Raw genomic sequence first — 17,223 nt, forward strand, 5'->3', positions numbered from 1 at the left:
TCACGGCGCCGCCGTCGCCGGCCGCAGGGCGGGATGCTGGCCGAGGACCTGGTCCAGGGCGATGCGCTCCGCGTCGGTGTAGCCGAGGAAGTAGATGCCGCGCAGCAGCGTGCCGGGCGTCGCGATCAGGTGGTCGACGGCCGCGTCGACGAGCTCGGTCGCGGTCGGCCCCGGCGAGGCGCCCGCGCCGCCCGCGCCGAGCATCGGGAACAGGATGCTGCGCACCGAGCCGGACTCCGCGGCGAGCCGCTCGGCGTGCACCAGGGCGTTGCCGACGCAGGCACCGACGTGCCGGACCTGGCGGAAGCCGGCGCCCGGCTCGCCGTGGACGGCGGCGACGTGGATGATCCACCGAACCCCGTTGGTGCCGGCCAGCGCGCCGGGGCCGGTCACGAACGCCGACCCGGGGGCGACCGGCCGCGGCCCGTCGACGATCCTGGCCAGCTCGGCGCCGACGAGGTCCTCGACCACGTGCCCTCCGGCGTCGCGGCGGGCGCCGTTGTAGCGGATGATGCTCGAGATCGAGAAGTCGTTGAAGCGCGCCATCTCCATGTCGGTGTTCTCGCTGTTGACCCAGATGTCGACGTCGTGGACGCGCATGATCCGGCCGGTCCGCACGCCGATGACGCAGGACGAGGCGTGCGGCGATGCCAGCGCATACGGCCCCGCGGGCGCCGCGACCGGCTCATCCGGCGCGGCCGGCCCGTTCCACAGCCACGCCTCGCCGCGGTAGTCCTTCGTGTGCACGTCGACCCGCTGGAAGTCGGCGGCCCGCAGCCCGGAGTGCCGTTCGCCGACCACGTAGGAGTACAGCGTGTCGGAGACGAGCACGACCAGGTCGGCCCCCCGGCGCCGGATCAGGGCCTGGCGCAGCACGTCGCTGTCGACCATCCGCCCGGCCTCCACGATCGTGTCTCCGGAGAATCCGATCGCGGCGGGCCCGAGCGTGCCGATCACCACCGCCATCCGCAGGCGCATCCGGTCGCGGTAGCGCCGGTTGTCCTCGGCGAGCGCCTCCGCGGCGGAGCGCAGCAGCCGGACCAGCGCCCGGTGCACCTCCATCTCGCTCGGCAGGAACACGACCATGCCGTCGCCGGTGCCGTGGTGCAGCGTGTCGGCGATGCGCAGGTCGAAGTCGCGCAGTACCTCGTCGACGAAGGTGGACACGCGGTGCTGGATGTCGACCTTCTCACGTGCGGAGCGGCCGCTGTAGCCGGCCACGTCGATCACGAAACCCATCCGCACCGCTGCGGTGAACCTCGCTTCCGGCGCCCCCATGACAGGCAATCTTGGCCGGTCGGCACCCATTCGCACAACGGACACGTTTCGCATGCGCCAACTCCATCCAGATCGGCCAATGTAGTTTCCCGGCACTCTAGCGCCGCCTGATTGCTGACCGTTATGATTCACATACACTCCGGAGTCATATCCGGATAGCCGACTTCCGTGTTGCGTCGTGTGCGGGAGGTGTCGAGTGCTGTTCAATCCGGCCGCAAACCTGATCGGTGCCGAAGATGCGGAGTTGGGCCTGCGGGTCATCGCCGGAGACGTCGCGGTCGGCCAGGTGTGCTGCGACCCGGCGACGTTTGTCGAGGTGACCAATTTGGTGGTACCCCACGGTGGCCGCACGGTCGAGGAGCTGGTGCTCGACGCCCGGGTGCGGGCGCTGCTGCGGGTGGTGTGGCCGGGCCGCCCGGCCCAGGCGCGCCTCGCCTGGGGCGGCCGGGTCGCCGCACAGGCGCGGCGGCACCACTCCGTCGACGACCTGGTGGCCGCCGTCGTCGGTGACGTGATCGGGGTGCCGCCCGGGGTCCTGCGGGAGGTCCTGGCCGAGTCCCCGGCGGCCGGCCGCTTCTGCCCCGACCCGGTCGTGCGGGCCGGCGTGCCGATGGCGCTGTTGCGAACCGCCACGGCGGAGGTCGTCCGCAAGGCCGCCGGCGGCCCGGACACCGGCGCGCCGGACACGGTGCTCGACGAGCTGCTGTTCTGGCGCGGGCTGGGCCACGAGCCGGTGTCCCTCGACGACGTCGCGACGCTGGTGACCGCCCTGACCGCCGCCGCCTGGGACGCGACGCGGGTGCTGCTGTCCCGCCCGGCCGACGCCGATGATCCGGCGCCCCCCGGAGCCGGACACGAGGCGATCGGCTGGCTGCGGGTCGCTACGCAGTCCGTGATGCTCGGCGGAGCACCGGTGCCGGCCGGCACGCGGTGCCTGCTACTGGTCGACGCGACCGAGCCGGAAGCCCACCCGGCGCGGCCCCCGCTGCACACGCTGCGGTGGCTCGCCCCGGCAGCGACGGACGGCGCCGGCGCCACCTTCGCCCGGCTCGTGGCCGACGAAGTGCTCGCCGCCGGCCACCACCTACGAGACGAGTCCCCAGGATCGGCCTCCCGCGCATTCAGCCCCTCGGCTCAGCCGTCTTCCGCTTGGGCGCTCCCGGCCGCATGACGGGCCGGGTCAGTCGCGGAAGGTGACGGACCAGTAGGCGGTGACCTTGCGGATGTCGCCGCCGTAGCGGACTGCGCCGTCGAGGTCCCAGGCGCAGTTGCGGGCGTAGGCGACGGCCGGCTCGCGGCCCGCGTATTCGAAGACGATGACGTGCTCGGTGTTGGCGATGAGCGCGCAGTGCGTGCCCGGGTCCTGGGCGGTGGGCAGGTGGTTGAGGTAGCCGGTGAGATCCTCGGCGCCGTCGGACATGCGGCGGGTCGCGGCGAGCGCGTAGGCGGGATTCGGGTAGCTGCACAGCAGTGCGCTGCGGGCCCCCTCCGGCACGAGGGCGCCCGTGCGCGTCGCCCGGACCGCGGTGCCGGACCAGGTGGCGGGGCAGGTCCCGGCGACCGTCTGCCCGCCGGCCGCGGCCGCGTCATCGCCGGCGCGGCCACGAACCGCCACGACGGCGACCACGATCGCGGCGGCGGCCACCGCGACGGACACCCCGGCGACGATCGGTAGGAGCTTCATCGGCGGCATAGTAACGGGCTAACCGGGACGGCGGAGGCCCGCCAGAAGCTCGGCCGTGCCGGTGACCGCCGGATGGCCGGCGCTGTGCAGGCGCCGCAGGTCGTCCAGCACGCCGCTCAGCGTCCGCTCGGCGGCCGCCCGCTGCCCGGCGCCGAGCTGCAGCAGGCCGATCTGCCGGCGCAGGTCCAGCACCCGCGAGTCGTCGTCGCCGAACACCGCGCGCTCGTCCTCCAGCAACGCCTCCAGCCGCCGCAGCGCCTCGGTCGTGTGGCCGAGCAGCGCCTGGCAGGTCGCCTCCCGCAGCCGGGAGTCCAGCACCGGCGGGGCGGCCGCGCCGTGCTGCGCGGTCAGGTCGTCGACGAGCTGCCGGTAGGCCGGTGCCGCCCGGTGGTAGTCGCCGCTTTCGAAGAGTGCGTCGGCATACTCCTGCCGCAGCCCCTCGTCGCCGGCGTGGCCGGCCCGGTCGACGGCGCCGGCGAGCAGGTCGGCGGCCTGGTTGTAGCGCGACTGCCCGATCAGCCGGTCGGCCTCGGCCCGCACCTCCGCGAGGTCCGCGGGCGCGGTTGCCGGCGGCCGGTCGGCGACGGGGGGCTCCTCCGCCGACGGTGGGGTGGTGGCGAAGACGCGGCCGAGCACCGTGGCGTACATCCGGGCCGGGCTGGGCGCCGACGGCGGGTGGAGAATGCCCGGCAGCGGCGTCAGGTCGACGGCGAACGGCACGAGCCGCGCGAAGACCTCGCCGGCCCCGGCGGGACGGTCCTCGGGTTTCTTCTCCAGCATGGCCAGCACCAGCTCGTCGACCTCCGCCGGCACCTCCGGGCGCAGCGCGCGCACGGGCGTCGGTGCCTCGTCGACCTGCTTGTTCATGAGGGTGTACGTCGTGGAGCCGGCGAAGACCGGCTGGCCGCAGAGCATTTCGTGCAGGGTGCAGCCCAGCGCGTAGACGTCGCTGGCCGGGCCGCTGAGCCCGGCGAGAATCTGCTCCGGGGCCATGTACGCGGGGGTGCCGATCACCTGTCCGGTGTTGGTGATCTTCGAGAAGTCGGTGAGGTCGATCGCCAGGGCCAGCCCGAAGTCCAGCACCTTCACCCCGCCGTCGGGCTCCAGCATGAGGTTGCCGGGCTTGAGGTCGCGGTGGACCAGCGACGCGGCGTGCGCGACGGACAGCACGGCGCAGGCCTGCGCGGCGATCGCGGCCGCCCAGCCGACCGGGAGCCGCCCCTGCTCGGCGATCAGGTCCGACACGCTGACCCCGCTGATGCGCTGCATGACCAGGTACGGGCGTCCATCGTGGACACCGGCGTCGTAGACGGCGGGCACACCGGGGTGCTCCAGCCGGGCCGCGATGCGCGACTCGCGGACGAACCGGCGGGTCAGCTGCTCGTCCGGGGTACCCTCCGGAAATCGCACGAACTTGACCGCCACCGGGCGGTCCAGCCGCGTGTCGTGGCCGAACCACACCTCCCCCATGCCGCCCCGGGCGACCGGCAGCGCCTCCAGCTCGTACCGCCCGCTGATCACGGTGTGCGCAGCCACAGCCTCTCCAGGTTCGTCGGCGCGAGCCGCCGTGCCTTCCTCTTGCCGTGCAACCCGTCCGCCGCTTCCCGGGCGTAGCGGCGGTGGTTGAGCTCCAGCAGCAGGTCCACCATCTCCCGCCGGGCGTCCGGGCCGGCGGTGTAGCGCACGTGCCGGCCGGTCCGGTGGAACCCGTGGCCGAGGCCCTGCCGGAGCAGCTCGTCCCAGCCGTACGCCGCACAGACGGCCACATCGATGTCCCGGTGGATCCGCCGGAGTTCCACGATGTCGCCGTCCGTGCAGGCGGCGTCATTGACCAGACTGTACGTCGCTGTCAACCCCGTGCCGCGGGCGCCCATGATGTCCCGGCGCCGGCGGTCGAGCCGGTCGCCGAGCGCCCGCATCCGCGGGGTGGGCTCGGGCAGCGGCAGGGTCTCGAACACGTCGGACGGGGTGTACCGCAGATCGGTCTTCATCGTCGAGGCCCGCCCCGCCGCCCACCAGTAGTGCGGCGCGCTGGACAGCAGCGCCAGCAGCGCGGTGTCGTCGGTGGCGAACACGCCGAGCATGTGTGAGAACACCTGGCCGGTCGGCACCATGACCGGCATGACGGTCCGGCTCACCAGCGCGATCGCCACGACCCGGGCCAGGCCCGCGATCTGCGCGTACAGCTCAGGCCGGCGCCGCTCGTAGAGCCACCACCGCTCGCGGGCGCCCCGGCTGAAGGTCACCTTGAGCCGTTCCGGCCGGACCAGCCGGCGCACCCGGCCGTAGCAGTCGGTGTACGCCCGCGCCCGCTCCTCGGTCCAGTCGTGGAAGTTGACCACCCAGCGGCTCGCGGTGCAGTCCGGCCGCAGGTTGAGGTCGTGGCCGTTGAGGTACGGAAACAGCACCTCGGTGTTGCGGGCGTCCTTGCGGATCAGCTCCGCCGCCCCGTCCGGCGCCACGGTGAACCCGAGGCCGAGGATGTTCGAGCCCTGGAAGCTCAGGCCGGCGTTGGCGGCGAGGCGGTGCGCGACGCCCCGGGCCCGGGACGCGGCCTCCAGCGACGGCGTGATGCGCTCGACGGGCACGCCGTCGGCGAGGCAGCGCGCGGTCGCGGCGGGCGCCTGGCGGGTCGTCCAGACGGCGCAGTAGTCGAGCACCGGGGACCGCGACGGCCAGCGCCGGCTCCGGACCGCCTGCCGGATGACCGCGCCCTCGGCGACGATCCGCTCCAGGCCGACCTCCCGGGTGTCGCCCTGTGCCAGGGTGTTCGTCGCGATGAGGCCGGTCTGGCCGGCGGCGCCGAGCAGGTCGTGGGCGCGCAGCGCGAAGTAGGCGACCAGGTCGGCGCTGCCGCGCGCCCCGCGGCCGACCGTGTTGACCAGCATCTCGCGGTAGGCGGTACCGAGCGCGCCGGTGAGCTTCTGGCCGCCGAGGAACGGCGGGTTGCCCACGACGGCGTCGAAGCCGCCCCGCGCGAACACCTCCGGGAAGGCCAGCGGCCAGTGCACGGGCCGCCGGTCGAGGGCCCCGGGCGTCCGGTCGGTCGCCGTCCGGGCCGCCTCCGGCTCGCCGCCGCGCCGCACCACTTCCCGGACGAGTCCGGCGGCCCCCGCGTATCCGCCGTCGCGCCCGCCGGTCGCGAGGACCGCGCCCGCCACCAGGTCGGCGAACCGGCCCATCCGCCCGTCCGGCTCCACCGGCCCGAGCTGATCGAGGCTGGTGATGCCGAGCAGCGAGTCGCCCACGATCAGGTGGTTGCCGAGGAAGGGGTACGGCCGCCCGGGACCCATTGCCAGCAGCCACAACGACAGCTTGGCGAGCTCGGCGGCGGTGGGGTCGATGTCGACGCCGTACAAACACTGCTCGATGACCTGCCGCCGGGCCTCGGCGCCGTCGGCCGGCACCCCCTCGGCGGACCACGCCTGGACGAGGTGATCCGCGAGGTACCGTGCGGCGGCGACGAGAAACGCCCCCGAGCCCATCGCGATGTCGGCCACGTTCAGGGCGAGGATGTCCGCGCTGGACCGGCGCCGCCACCGGGCACGGTCGGCGGTCTGCAGCGGCCCGGGCGCGTAGACGAGCGGCTCCAGCGCGCCCGCCACCACCTCCTCGGCGAGGTACCGCGGCGTGTAGTGCGCGCCGGTGTTCCGGCGCAGCGCCGAGGACAGCAGGCTCTCGTACACCTGGCCGAGCCGTTCCACGTCGAGGGCGCCGGCCTCGAGCCGCGGGATGGCGCGCAGCGGGGGCGGCAGGGCGCGGTCGTCGGATTCCGGCAGCAGGCCGCGCGCCTCGGCGAAGCGCCGGAAGACGACGCGCATCGCGGTGGCGACGGCGCCGCGGTACACCTCCGGTGTCTCGGCCGCCTCCGGGCCGGCCAGGCCCTCGACCGCCCTGCGGACCGCGTCGGTGAACGCCGCCCGGCTCACCGGGCGGTGTCCCGGCTCAGGTCCCGGCTCAGGTCCCGGCTCAGGATTCGGGCGGTGGCCGCAGCGCGCCCTGGGCGAGCCCGTCGATCGCCCCGCGGATGAAGTCGGCGCCGAGCGACGCCGTCCGGCGCAGGGCCTCGTCGAACGTGTCGAGGGCCCGGAAGGCCTCGCCGAGGCGGCGCTGCTGGGGCAGCGGCAGCCGGCGCACCTGGGCGCGGCGGACGTCGAAGCGGAAGGCGCCCGACACGCTGACGGCCTGGCGTTCGTTGGCGGCGGTGCGCAGCTGACCGGCGAGATACCACGGATCCAGGATGGCGGGATCGGGGCGCAGCGCGAACAGGTTCGGCCCGAGCGGCGGGCCGGCCTCGGTAACCACCCGGGTGATGAGCGGCCGGGCGACGGTGGGGACCACCACGTCGCCGGGTTCGAGGGCGATCGGGTCGGCGGCGGGGCGTACCGGACCCAGAATCCGCAGCGCGCCCGACTTGGCCAGGTCGTTCACCGAGACGACGGGCGCCGGCGCCGGGCCGGGGTCGTGGGTGAGGCCGGGCACCTGGCCGGGCAGCCGGGCCAGCCCGTCGAGCATCCGGTCGCGCAGGGCGGCGACGCCGCCGGGGCCGGCGTCGGCGGCCGGGCCCGGCTGGCGGCGGGCGGGGGTGAGGTCGACGTCCTCGTCGAGCAGCTCGATGACGGGCACGGCGCGGGCGAAGCCGGGCTCGTCCACGGACCCGTCCGGCGTCGCGCCGAACGCGCGGTAGGCGGCGAGGATCCGCGGATAGCCGGCGTCGGCGTCGCCGTCAACCGCGTCGACGAGCAGGGCGTGCGCCGGGGCCGGGTGGTGCCCGTCGGGCCGGCGCAGGACCCACAGGTGCAGCGACACGCTGTGCGGCGCGGCGGCCTTGGCCGGCAGCGCGATCACGGCCCGCAGCGCGCCGCGGCGCAGCAGCTCGGAGCGGATGCGCCGGCCGGCCCGGCGCCCGGCGGCGGAGGGCGGCATGAGCAGCACGGCGGTGCCGCCCGGGCGCAGGTGGGCGAGGGCGTGCTGGACCCAGGCCAGCTCGGGCTCGGTGCGCGGGGGCATGCCGTACTCCCAGCGCGGGTCGTAGCCGAGCTCCTCGTGGCCCCAGTTGGTGTCGCCGAAGGGCAGGTTGGACACGACCGCGTCGGCGGCCAGCCCGGCGAAGGCGTCGGCGCGCAGCGAGTCGGCGACGCGGACGCCGCCGGGCACGCCGCGCAGGGCGAGCCAGACCTCGATGAGCCGGGCGGCATCCGCGTCGATCTCCTGGCCGTAGGCGGCGGCGCAGCCGGCGCGCACGGCGGCGCGCAAGATGTTGCCGGTGCCGCAGGCCGGGTCGAGCACGGTGCCGCCCCCGACGTCGGCCAGGCCGGCCATGAGCTCGGCGAGCGCCTCGGGGGTGACGCCGGCCCGCCAGGCCTGCAGTTGCACGAATCGCTGCCAGAGCGCGTCGAACACCGCCCGGGCGCCGCGCTCGCCGGCGAGCGCGGTCACGGCCTCGGCGATCGACGGGTCGACGCCGGGGTCGCGGACCGGTTCGCCGCGGTCGTGGGCCAGCAGCAGCCGGCCGAGGGCGCCGAGGGTGGCGGCGACGTTGTCGCCGGCGGCCGTGGCCCGGGCCCAGAGCCGGTCCTCGGCCGGCAGCTCGCGGTGCTTGCCCTGGCCGCGCAGCCAGTCCTCGACCGCGGCCAGGTCGAACTCGGGGCTGCTGGCGCTGCCGCCGACGGGCGCCGGGAAGTCGGCGTGGCGCTTGCGCCAGTTGCTGACCGCGGCCCGCCCGACCCCGGCAAGCCGAGCGATGTCGGCCGCACTGACCTTCGGAGTTTCAGGCACAGACGCAGTATACGCACATGTCAAGCATCATGTCTGTTGACAGAGTTCACAGCCAATGCTCTCATTGACGTCGCATCGGAACGCATCCCGCGAAGGAGCACCGCATCATGCGCAAGATCGTCATCGGACTGGCCGCCGCGTTGAGCCTGTTCGTCATCGCCTGCGCGACCCCGAAGAACGACACCGTCAGCAAGCCCCCGGCGGCCAGCGGCACGAACGCCCCCGCGGCTCCCGCCGGCGCCCCCGAGGGCCCGAAGAAGTTCACCGTGGGCGAGGTCGGCGCGCTGTCGATGTCCGACGGCTCGACCGGCGAGGTCACCGTCAAGAGCGTGAAGGTCCAGGGAAAGGTGATCGTCGTGGCGGTCTCCATCACCTGCAAGACCGGCAAGATGGACTACAACCCGTTCCACTGGTCGATGCTGGCCGGCGACGGCACCAAGCTGGACACGGGCTTCGACGTCGGCGTGAAGAACCAGCTCAGCTCCGGCGACCTTGGCGCCGGCCAGACCGTCACCGGCAACCTCGTCTTCGAGGGCACCACCGCCCAGACCAAGGGCGCCCAGATCCAGTTCGCCCCGGCCTTCGAGACCCTCGCCTACTGGGTCAACCCGTAACCACAAGCCCCGGCACCGCGCGGCACCCCACCCGTCGCGCGGTGCCGTCGCGGCGCTGGGAAGGGGTGAGGTGTGGTGGGTTGGGGATGACCGCCAGCAGGTATGCGGGGGTGCGTAAACCCGTAGGCGGGGAATCCGGTTGGCCGCGAGGTATGCCGCAGCGGTACGAGCGACGGTGGTTGTAACAACACCCCGTTGTCCCGGCTTCTTCGAACAGGTGATGTTCCATGACCACGATGCACACCGACCCGGTGCTGAGCATGGCGCTGTTCGTGTCTGATCTGCCGCGCCGCCGGGACCTCGACGACGCCACGGTCCGCCGGACCGTCGAGGCCACCCTGGCGCGGCTCGGCGCGGACGAGTGCTACGCCCGCGCCGCCCAAGACTTCGGTGACCGGCCCGAGACCGCCCTGGGCCGCATCCAGTGGGCCCGCGAGCTGTGCGACCGGGCGATGGCCACCCCCGCACTCGCCGGCGCCGCGGGCTGACCCGCGGGCCGGCGCGCGGCGGTCAGCCGTAGACGTGGGCGAAGAGCCGGTCGGCCGGCGGGGCGGGTGAGCGCACCGCGGCGGCGACCGCTTCGTCGACCGCGGCCCGGACCTCGGCGGCGAGGGCGTCGGCCGCGTCGGCGGTGAGCGTGCCGCGGGCGATGAGGTGCTCGCGGTAGATGGCGATCGGATCCCGGGCGGTCCAGGCGTCGAGCTCGCCCTCCGGCCGGTAGGCGGCCGGATCGGCCCGCGAGTGGCCGTGGTAGCGGTAGGTCTTCGCCTCCACCAGGGTCGGGCCGCCGCCGGCCCGGGCCGTGGCGACCGCGCGGCCGAGCACGTCGGCCAGCGCGACGAAGTCCTGGCCGTCGACGATCTCGCTGGGCACGCCGTTGGCCGGGCCCCGCTGGGCGATGTCGGGCACGGCGGTGGTGGAGGCCAGCGGGCTGTACTCGCCGTAGAGGTTGTTCTCGCAGACGAAGACGACCGGCAGGCGCCACACCGCGGCGATGTTGAGCGACTCGTGGAACGCGCCGATGTTGGTCGAGCCGTCGCCGAAGAACGCGAAGCTGACCGCGTCGTGGCCGCGGACCTGGGCGCCGAGCGCCGCCCCGACGGCGATGGGCAGTCCGGCGCCGACGATGGCCATGGTGGGCAGGACGTTGACCGACGCGTCGGCGAGGTGCATGGAGCCGCCGAGACCGCCGACGCAGCCGTCCGCCCGGCCGAGCACCTCGGCGGCGACGCCGAGCGGCGGGCTGCCGAAGGCGAGCGCGACGCCGTGGCCGCGGTAGGTCGCCGTGGCGTAGTCGTCGGGGCGGCTGCACGCGGCGGCGGCCACGCTGACCGCCTCCTGGCCCTGGCAGGTGTGGATGGAGCCGCGGATCCGGCCGTCGGAGTAGAGCCGGTTGAGCGCGTCCTCGAGGTGCCGGATCTCGATCATGCGGCGCAGCGCCTCGACGGGGTCGGCGGCAACGGCGGCGCGCCGGTCGGTTGTGGTCGTCATCGTGCGTCCTTCCACCAGAGGCCGGGCAGGGAGTCGGTGCGCAGCAGCGCCTCGATCTGGGCGACCACGTCGGCCGCGGCCGGGGTCATCAGGCGCTCCAGCGGCTCGGCGTAGGGCACCGGCACGTCGGGAGCGGTCAGGCGGAGCACCGGCGCACGCAGCGTGCCGAAGCACCCGGCGGCGATCTCCGCCGCCAGGCCGGCGCCCCAGCCGCCAGCCCGGGGGCCGGCCTCCACGGTGACCAGCCGGCCCGTGCGGCCGACGGACTGGCGCACCGTGTCCAGGTCCATCGGCGACAGCGTGAGCAGGTCGATGACCTCGGCGGAGCAGTGCTCGGCCGCCTCGAGCGCCACGGCGACGGTCGCGCCCGCGGCCACGACGGTCACGTCGTCGCCGGCGCGCAGGGTCCGGGCCCGGCCGAGCCGGACATCGACCCGCTCGGGGTCGAAGTCCTCCCAGGTCGGATAGAGGCTGCGCGGCTCGATGACGACGACCGGGTCGGGGTCGCGCACGGCCGCGCGCAGCAGCCCGTAGGCGGTCGACGGGGACGACGCCACGGCGACCTTGAGCCCGGCGGTGGACAGCAGCCACGGCTCGACGGCCTGGGAGTGCTGGGCCGCGTAGCCCAGGCCGCTGCCGGCCGAGCCGCGCACCACCAGCGGCACCGAATACTGCCCGGCCGACAGGAACCGCATCTTGGCGGCCTGGGTGACCAGCTGGTCGAGGGCGACGCCGAGGAAGTCCATGAACATGATCTCCACGATCGGCCGCAGGCCGGTCATGGCCGCGCCGACCGCCGCGCCGAGGAATCCCATCTCGGCGATCGGGGTGTCGCGCACTCGCCGCGGGCCGAACTGAGCGAGCAGCCCCTCCGAGGTCTTGAACACGCCGCCGGCCGCGCCGACGTCCTCCCCCATGACGATCACGTCCGGGTCGGCGGCGAGCTCGTCGGCCATCGCCTTCACGATGGCCTGCCGCATTCGCATTCTTGCCATGCCGATCAGCCTACGACTGGCTCACTATTCTACGCAAACATCAAATAGTGATATGGTACCGAGCCATGGACGACACCAACGCCCGGCCCCGGGTGCAGTCGCTGGCCCGCGGCCTGGCCCTGCTGACCGAGGTCGGTCAGCATCCGGGCGCGCTGACCGCGGCCGAGCTGAGCGACCGCACCGGCCTGACCCGCCAGGTCACCTATCACCTGCTGCACACGCTGCGGGCGACCGGCTTCGTGCAGGTGTCGGCCGGGCAGCGCTACGAGCTCGGCCTGGCGTTCCACAGCCTGGCCCAGGCCGGGCCGGCGCCGGGCAACCCGGAGTCGCTCGGCGCCGGCTATCTGCGCGCGCTGGCCACGCTCACCCAGGAGTCCTGCTCGATGTCGACCTGGCAGGGCGACGACGTGGTGGTGGTCGACCAGGCACCGGGCGCGCACGCGGTGCGGGTCGCCGACGTGCACGTCGGGCAGCGCGGCGACCTGCACGCCCGGGCGTCGGGCAAGCTGCTGCTGGCGCACGCGTCGCCGGAGCGGTTCGGGCGCGTGTTCGACCGGCTCGACCTGCGCCGGCTGACGCCCGCGACGAAGACCGATCCGGCCGCGCTGCGGGCCGAGTTCGACACGATCAGGGCCGACGGGTTTGCGATGGACCGCGAGGAGTTCACCGCCGGGGTCACCTGCGTGGCCGCCCGGGCCGTCGTCGCCGGCACCGAGCTGGCCTTCACCGTGCTCGCCCCGACCGGCCGGTTCTCCCCCGACTACGTGCGCGACGCGATGGCCGTGGCCGCCCGCGCCTCACTCAACGTGTGACCCGCGCCCGCGCCCGCGCCTCACTCAACGTGTGACCCGCGCCCGCGCGCCCGGCTACGGGCCGGCGCCGCCGGCCAGGAGCTCGGCCAGGTGCAGCGCGGCGCGGCCGCGCACGTGGGCGGCCTGCAGGTAGCAGCTGAACCCGTCGGCCAGCAGCGGCGCGTCCGGGCGGCGGTCGAGCGCGGGGGTCAGGCCCTGGCCGGCCACCTGCAGCGACACCTCGTAGTGCCGCCGCTCGAAGCCGAAGTTGCCGGCCAGCCCGCAGCACCCCTCGGCCGTCTCGACGCCGAACCCCCAGCCCGTCAGCAGGTCGCGCTGCCGGACCCGGCCGAAGGTCGCGTACTCGTGGCAGTGCACCTGCTGGACCACCGGGCCGGCGGCGACCCGGGCCGGCCGCCAGCCGGGGGCGTAGGTGGCCAGGGCCCCGGCGAGGGTCTGCACCCGGGCGGCCACCCGCTCGCTGCGCTCCCCCGGCACCAGCCGCGGCAGGTCCTCGCGCAGGGCGGCGGCGCAGCTCGGCTCGGGCACGACGATGGGCGCGTCCGGCGGGCCCGCCCGGTCGAGCAGCCGCGCGGTGCGGCGCAGCACCCGCCGGGCCACCGACAGCTGGCCGGTGGAGATCCACGGCAGCGCGCAGCAGGCGCCGCGCGGCGCGACGGCGGCCGGCAGGCCCGCGTCGCCCAGCACGCGGCGGGCCGCCGTGACCACCGAGGGCCGGAACGATCCGGTGAACGTGTCCACGAGCAGCAGTGACCGCGGGCCGGGCGGCGCCGGCCAGGATGGGGCGCGGGCGAACGCCGGCAGGTCGCGCTCGGTGGTGACACCGGCCAGCCGCGCGCCCAGGCGCCGCACCGCCGGTACCCCCAAAATTCGATTGGCGACGGCCGGAAGGCGCGCCGCGAGCCGGAACCACAGCGGCGCCCAGCCGAGCGTCAGGTGGCTCGCCGGCCGCCACCGGCGCCGGTAGTGCCGGTGCAGGAACTCCGACTTGTACGTCGCCATGTCGACGCCGGTGGGGCAGTCCGTCGAGCACGCCTTGCAGGCCAGGCACAGGTCCAGCGCGTCCAGCACGGCCGCCGCCCGTTCGCCCGGCGCCGCGTCCGGCGGCCCGTCCAGCAGCTCCTGCAGGACGCGGGCCCGGCCACGGGTCGAGTCGCGCTCGTCCCCGGTGGCGCGGAAGCTCGGGCACATCACCCCACCGGCGGCGCTGCGGCACTTGCCGATGCCGACGCAGCGGTCCACCGCGCCGCGCAGCCCGCCGGGGTCGCGCGGAAAGGCGAACGCCGACGGCCGCGGCGGCCCGGCCGGGGCGATCGCGATCAGGTGGTCGGTCGGCCGGTCGGGGCGCACGATGACGCGCGGGTTGAGCCGGTCGCCGGGGTCCCACGCCGCGGCGAACTCGTCGAAGGCGCGCAGCATCTCCGGCGGATACATGACGGGCAGCAGCGCGCTGCGGGCGCGGCCGTCGCCGTGCTCGCCGGACAGCGACCCGCCGTGGCGCACCACGAGCCGGGCCGCGTCGGCGAGGAAACCGGCCATCGCCTCGCGGCCGGCGGCGCCGGCCAGGTCGAAGTCGATGCGGGTGTGCACGCAGCCCGCGCCGAAGTGGCCGTAGATCGCGCCGCCGAGCCGGTGGCGTTCGCGCAGCGCGATGAAGTCGCCGAGGTAGGCGGCCAGCCGATCCGGCGGTACCGCCGCGTCCTCCCAACCGGGCCAGTAGGTGCGCCCGTCCTCGGTGCGCGCGGCCAGCCCGGCGCCGTCCTCGCGGATGCTCCACAGGCGGCGCTGCCCGGCCGGGTCGGTGACCACCCGCGCCTCCCGGCCCCCGGCCGCGGTCAGCTCGGCCACCAGCTCCGCGGCGGCCCGCTCCGACGCGGCGAGCTCGCCGCGGTCGAGCTCGACGAGCAGCCAGGCGCGCCCGGGCGGCAGGCGGCGCAGCGCGATGCCCGGCCCGTCGCCGTGCAGCATGCGGACCAGCGGCTCGTCCATGCCCTCGACGGCCGCCGGAGCGTGGGCGAGGACGGCCGGCACGTCGGCGGCGGCGGCCCGCACGTCGGCGTAGCCGGCGACGACGAGCACCGGGGCGGCGGGCGCGGGCACCAGGCCGACGGTGGCCGAGGTGACCAGCGCGCAGGTGCCCTCGGAGCCGGCCAGGCTGCGGGCGAAGTGGGTCGCGCCCGGTAGCAGGTGGTGCAGCTGGTAGCCGGAGACCTGGCGGCCGAACCGGTCGAGCCCGGCACGGATCACGCCGGAGTACCGCTCGCCGATGTCGCGCAGCGCGCGCTCGAGGGCGGCGACCCGGTCGGCGCCGTCGGCGTCGAGCGCCTCCAGCCGGTCGGCGTGGACGGCGACCCGGGTGCCGTCGGCCAGCACCACGTCGAGCCGGTGCAGGTGGTCGGCGGTGCGGCCGTGGACGACGGAGTGGTTGCCGCACGCGTCGTTGCCGATCATCCCGCCGAGCGTGGCGCGGCTGTGTGACGACGGGTCGGGGCCGAAGGTGAGCCCGTGCGCGGCGGCCCGCCGGCGCAGCGTGTCGAGCACGGTGCCGGCCTCCACCACGGCGGTCCGGGCGGCCGGGTCGATGGACGTCACCACGGTCAGGTGCGCGGACAGGTCGATGACGAGGCCGGGGCCGACCGCGTTGCCGGCCATGCTGGTGCCCCCGCCGCGGCCGGTGACCGGCAGGCCCTGCGCGGCGGCCGCGGCCACCAGCCGGGCCACGTCGGCGGCGGTTCGCGGGAACGCGACGGCGGCCGGCACGATGCGGTAGTTCGACGCGTCGTGGGCGTACTCGCTGCGCCGCCGCAGGGTGGTGTCGACGTCGATGCCGGGCACCGCGGCGGCGAAGGCGCGCCCGGCGACGGTGCTCACCGGCCCTCCGGCAGGCGTAGCAGGCGGGCCATGGTCGAGTACCGGATCGGCTCGTCGGCCGGGGCCCGCGCGATGTCCGGCGTGGCCGCGGTGACCGGCCAGTTCGAGCCCCAGCACAGCCGCTCGGGCCCGTAGGCGTCGCGCAGCTCGGCGACCACCCGCCCGGCGTGCCGGCCGAGGTAGTCCAGCCCGGACAGCTTCAGCAGCAGGTTGGGCCGGTCGGCGAGCGAGACGACGGCGTCGAGCTGGTCGCCGATCTCCATGGCGAAGCGGGCCTTGATGCCGCCGAGATGATGGCCGAGCACGGTCAGGGTGGGGTGCCGTTCGGTGAGCCGGCGCACGGCCGGTGCGTGCCACGGGCGCATGCCGAGCCCCACCGCGATGCCGTGCCCGGCGGCGTGGGCGAACGCGGCGTCCCGGCGCGGGTCCAGGAGCCGGTCGCCGTTCTCGTCATCGCCGAGGTACACGCTGATGCCGGCGATCCCGTGGCGGGCGAGGGCGGCGAGCCGGTCGAGCGGCGGCGCCGGGTCGGGCGGGCTCCAGTAGGAATCGTGGTCCGGGAACACGGCCAGCCGGTCCGGGAAGCGCGACCGCGCGGCGAACAGGTAGGCGTTGTTGTCCTCGTTGTGCGTGATCTGCGCGCCGACCAGCACGGCCCGCTCGACCCCGGCCCGGTCCATGAGCGCGACCAGGCGTTCGGCGCGGGCGTCGGCGGGAGGCTGCACGGACGGCGGGTACGGCCAGCGGGGCCAGGCGTGCACGTGGGCGTCGATGACCGGCGGGGTCATCACGCCACGCCGATGCGCCGGGCCCAGTCGAGCACGCCGGTCTCGACGGTGAACGCCGGGCGGTACCCGAAATCCTCGCCGGCCCGGCCGATGTCGCAGGCGCCGCGCAGATGGCGGCCGGGCTGCGGGCCGGGCCCGAGCTCGATGTCGGCCGCGGGCACGGCCGCCATCACGGCGCGGGCGAAGTCGCCGCGGGTGCGCAGCACGCCGCCGGTGACGTTGTAGACGTCGCGCGGGTTCGCGACCGTGTGCGCGCCGACGAGGCCGGCGGTGAGGTCGTCGATGTAGGTGAAGTCGCTGGGGTGGTCGGCGCCGGCCGTTTCCCGGATCGGTTGCCCGTCGGCCGCCCGGGGCAGGAAGTACTGGTCGATCTTCTGCCCGGGGCCGTAGGGGAAGCCGAACCGCACGCTGCAGCCGGCCAGGCCGTAGGTGCGTTTGTAGGCGGTCAGCAGCGTCTCGGCCATGAGCTTGGAGGCGTCGTACAGGCTGACCGGGTCGACCGGATCGGTCTCGCGCAGCGGCCGCAGGCTCGGGTCGTTGCCGTAGATGGTGGCGGTGGACAGCAGGGTGACCCGGGCGCCGGTGGCCCGGGCGGCGTCGAGGACGTGCTGGGTGCCGATGACGTTGACGGCGACGGTACGGCCCGGATCCTCGCGCGAGGCGGCCGGCCCGACGATGCCGGCGGCGTGCGCGACGCCGTCCGGCCGCAGCTCGGCGAGGGCGGCGGCCACCGCCTCGCGGTCGGTGACGTCGAGCGCGACGAAGCGGTACCCCGACAGGTCCGGCATGCCGGGCTGCGGGCGGGGCGGGACCAGGTCGGCGAGCACGGGCTCGTGGCCGGCGCCGGCGAAGCGGGCGGCCAGGTGCCCGGCGACGAACCCGGCGGCGCCGGTGACCAGGACGCGCGGCACG

General features: G+C 75.3%; 14 protein-coding genes. 4 read left to right on the forward strand and 10 right to left on the reverse strand.

The window, feature by feature from the left end; genetic code table 11:
- Nucleotides 1–1,278 carry a hypothetical protein gene (locus ACQPXD_RS49390; RefSeq protein WP_432830996.1) on the reverse strand — a complete coding sequence of 426 codons (1,278 nt, stop codon included), beginning with the start codon at nucleotides 1,276–1,278 and terminating at the stop codon, nucleotides 1–3.
- Nucleotides 1,279–1,474: 196 nt separating this feature from the next.
- Between ACQPXD_RS49390 and ACQPXD_RS49395 the strand changes: the two genes are divergently transcribed.
- Nucleotides 1,475–2,449: a hypothetical protein gene (locus ACQPXD_RS49395; RefSeq protein WP_432830997.1), complete on the forward strand. Its 975-nt coding sequence runs from the start codon at nucleotides 1,475–1,477 to the stop codon at nucleotides 2,447–2,449.
- Between the two features lie 9 nt (nucleotides 2,450–2,458).
- Here ACQPXD_RS49395 and ACQPXD_RS49400 read toward each other — a convergent pair whose 3' ends face one another.
- The 4 genes from ACQPXD_RS49400 to ACQPXD_RS49415 are packed head-to-tail and all read right to left on the reverse strand — an operon-like array spanning nucleotide 2,459 to nucleotide 8,740.
- Complete coding sequence (locus tag ACQPXD_RS49400) at nucleotides 2,459–2,962, reverse strand: hypothetical protein (protein WP_432830999.1); 504 nt, start codon at nucleotides 2,960–2,962, stop codon at nucleotides 2,459–2,461.
- An 18-nt stretch (nucleotides 2,963–2,980) separates the two neighbouring features.
- The gene (locus ACQPXD_RS49405; protein ID WP_432831001.1) at nucleotides 2,981–4,498 is read right to left on the reverse strand and encodes a protein kinase domain-containing protein; all 1,518 of its coding nucleotides are present in this window, start codon (nucleotides 4,496–4,498) and stop codon (nucleotides 2,981–2,983) included.
- Nucleotides 4,480–6,891 carry an Eco57I restriction-modification methylase domain-containing protein gene (locus tag ACQPXD_RS49410; RefSeq protein WP_432831003.1) on the reverse strand — a complete coding sequence of 804 codons (2,412 nt, stop codon included), beginning with the start codon at nucleotides 6,889–6,891 and terminating at the stop codon, nucleotides 4,480–4,482. The genes ACQPXD_RS49405 and ACQPXD_RS49410 overlap by 19 nt, the downstream gene beginning before the upstream one ends.
- Nucleotides 6,892–6,931: 40 nt before the next feature.
- A complete protein-coding gene (locus tag ACQPXD_RS49415) occupies nucleotides 6,932–8,740 on the reverse strand; it encodes an N-6 DNA methylase (RefSeq protein ID WP_432831005.1) in 1,809 nt (602 codons plus the stop codon).
- 107 nt (nucleotides 8,741–8,847) lie between these two features.
- Between ACQPXD_RS49415 and ACQPXD_RS49420 the strand changes: the two genes are divergently transcribed.
- Nucleotides 8,848–9,354: a hypothetical protein gene (locus tag ACQPXD_RS49420; protein ID WP_432831006.1), complete on the forward strand. Its 507-nt coding sequence runs from the start codon at nucleotides 8,848–8,850 to the stop codon at nucleotides 9,352–9,354.
- Between the two features lie 227 nt (nucleotides 9,355–9,581).
- Nucleotides 9,582–9,842, forward strand: a complete 261-nt coding sequence (locus ACQPXD_RS49425; RefSeq protein WP_432831008.1) for a hypothetical protein — start codon at nucleotides 9,582–9,584, stop codon at nucleotides 9,840–9,842.
- A gap of 22 nt (nucleotides 9,843–9,864) precedes the next feature.
- Here the strand turns inward: ACQPXD_RS49425 and ACQPXD_RS49430 are convergent, their stop codons facing one another.
- Complete coding sequence (locus ACQPXD_RS49430) at nucleotides 9,865–10,845, reverse strand: thiamine pyrophosphate-dependent dehydrogenase E1 component subunit alpha (protein WP_432831010.1); 981 nt, start codon at nucleotides 10,843–10,845, stop codon at nucleotides 9,865–9,867.
- Nucleotides 10,842–11,840: an alpha-ketoacid dehydrogenase subunit beta gene (locus ACQPXD_RS49435; protein WP_432831012.1), complete on the reverse strand. Its 999-nt coding sequence runs from the start codon at nucleotides 11,838–11,840 to the stop codon at nucleotides 10,842–10,844. The genes ACQPXD_RS49430 and ACQPXD_RS49435 overlap by 4 nt, the downstream gene beginning before the upstream one ends.
- Before the next feature lie 65 nt (nucleotides 11,841–11,905).
- Here ACQPXD_RS49435 and ACQPXD_RS49440 point away from each other — a divergent pair, with 65 nt between their 5' ends.
- On the forward strand, nucleotides 11,906–12,652 hold the full coding sequence (locus tag ACQPXD_RS49440) for an IclR family transcriptional regulator (protein WP_432831014.1): 747 nt from the start codon (nucleotides 11,906–11,908) through the stop codon (nucleotides 12,650–12,652).
- 54 nt (nucleotides 12,653–12,706) lie between these two features.
- Here the strand turns inward: ACQPXD_RS49440 and ACQPXD_RS49445 are convergent, their stop codons facing one another.
- The 3 genes from ACQPXD_RS49445 to ACQPXD_RS49455 are packed head-to-tail and all read right to left on the reverse strand — an operon-like array spanning nucleotide 12,707 to nucleotide 17,222.
- On the reverse strand, nucleotides 12,707–15,523 hold the full coding sequence (locus tag ACQPXD_RS49445) for an FAD-binding and (Fe-S)-binding domain-containing protein (RefSeq protein WP_432831016.1): 2,817 nt from the start codon (nucleotides 15,521–15,523) through the stop codon (nucleotides 12,707–12,709).
- Nucleotides 15,520–16,311, reverse strand: coding sequence for an amidohydrolase family protein (locus tag ACQPXD_RS49450; RefSeq protein ID WP_432831018.1), 792 nt, complete (start codon nucleotides 16,309–16,311; stop codon nucleotides 15,520–15,522). Before ACQPXD_RS49450 ends, ACQPXD_RS49445 begins: the two co-directional genes overlap by 4 nt.
- The gene (locus ACQPXD_RS49455; protein WP_432831020.1) at nucleotides 16,311–17,222 is read right to left on the reverse strand and encodes an NAD-dependent epimerase/dehydratase family protein; all 912 of its coding nucleotides are present in this window, start codon (nucleotides 17,220–17,222) and stop codon (nucleotides 16,311–16,313) included. The genes ACQPXD_RS49450 and ACQPXD_RS49455 overlap by 1 nt, the downstream gene beginning before the upstream one ends.
- Nucleotide 17,223: the final 1 nt, after the last annotated feature.

It is taken from the genome of Dactylosporangium sp. CA-092794 (assembly GCF_050948465.1).
Lineage (GTDB): Bacteria > Actinomycetota > Actinomycetes > Mycobacteriales > Micromonosporaceae > Dactylosporangium.

Coding starts and splice junctions, on each gene's coding strand:
- ACQPXD_RS49390 (WP_432830996.1), bottom strand. CDS start 1,278: ATGGGGGCGCCGGAAGCGAGGTTCACCGCAGCGGTGCGGATGGGTTTC.
- ACQPXD_RS49400 (WP_432830999.1), bottom strand. CDS start 2,962: ATGAAGCTCCTACCGATCGTCGCCGGGGTGTCCGTCGCGGTGGCCGCC.
- ACQPXD_RS49420 (WP_432831006.1), top strand. CDS start 8,848: ATGCGCAAGATCGTCATCGGACTGGCCGCCGCGTTGAGCCTGTTCGTC.
- ACQPXD_RS49425 (WP_432831008.1), top strand. CDS start 9,582: ATGACCACGATGCACACCGACCCGGTGCTGAGCATGGCGCTGTTCGTG.
- ACQPXD_RS49430 (WP_432831010.1), bottom strand. CDS start 10,845: ATGACGACCACAACCGACCGGCGCGCCGCCGTTGCCGCCGACCCCGTC.
- ACQPXD_RS49435 (WP_432831012.1), bottom strand. CDS start 11,840: ATGGCAAGAATGCGAATGCGGCAGGCCATCGTGAAGGCGATGGCCGAC.
- ACQPXD_RS49440 (WP_432831014.1), top strand. CDS start 11,906: ATGGACGACACCAACGCCCGGCCCCGGGTGCAGTCGCTGGCCCGCGGC.
- ACQPXD_RS49450 (WP_432831018.1), bottom strand. CDS start 16,311: ATGACCCCGCCGGTCATCGACGCCCACGTGCACGCCTGGCCCCGCTGG.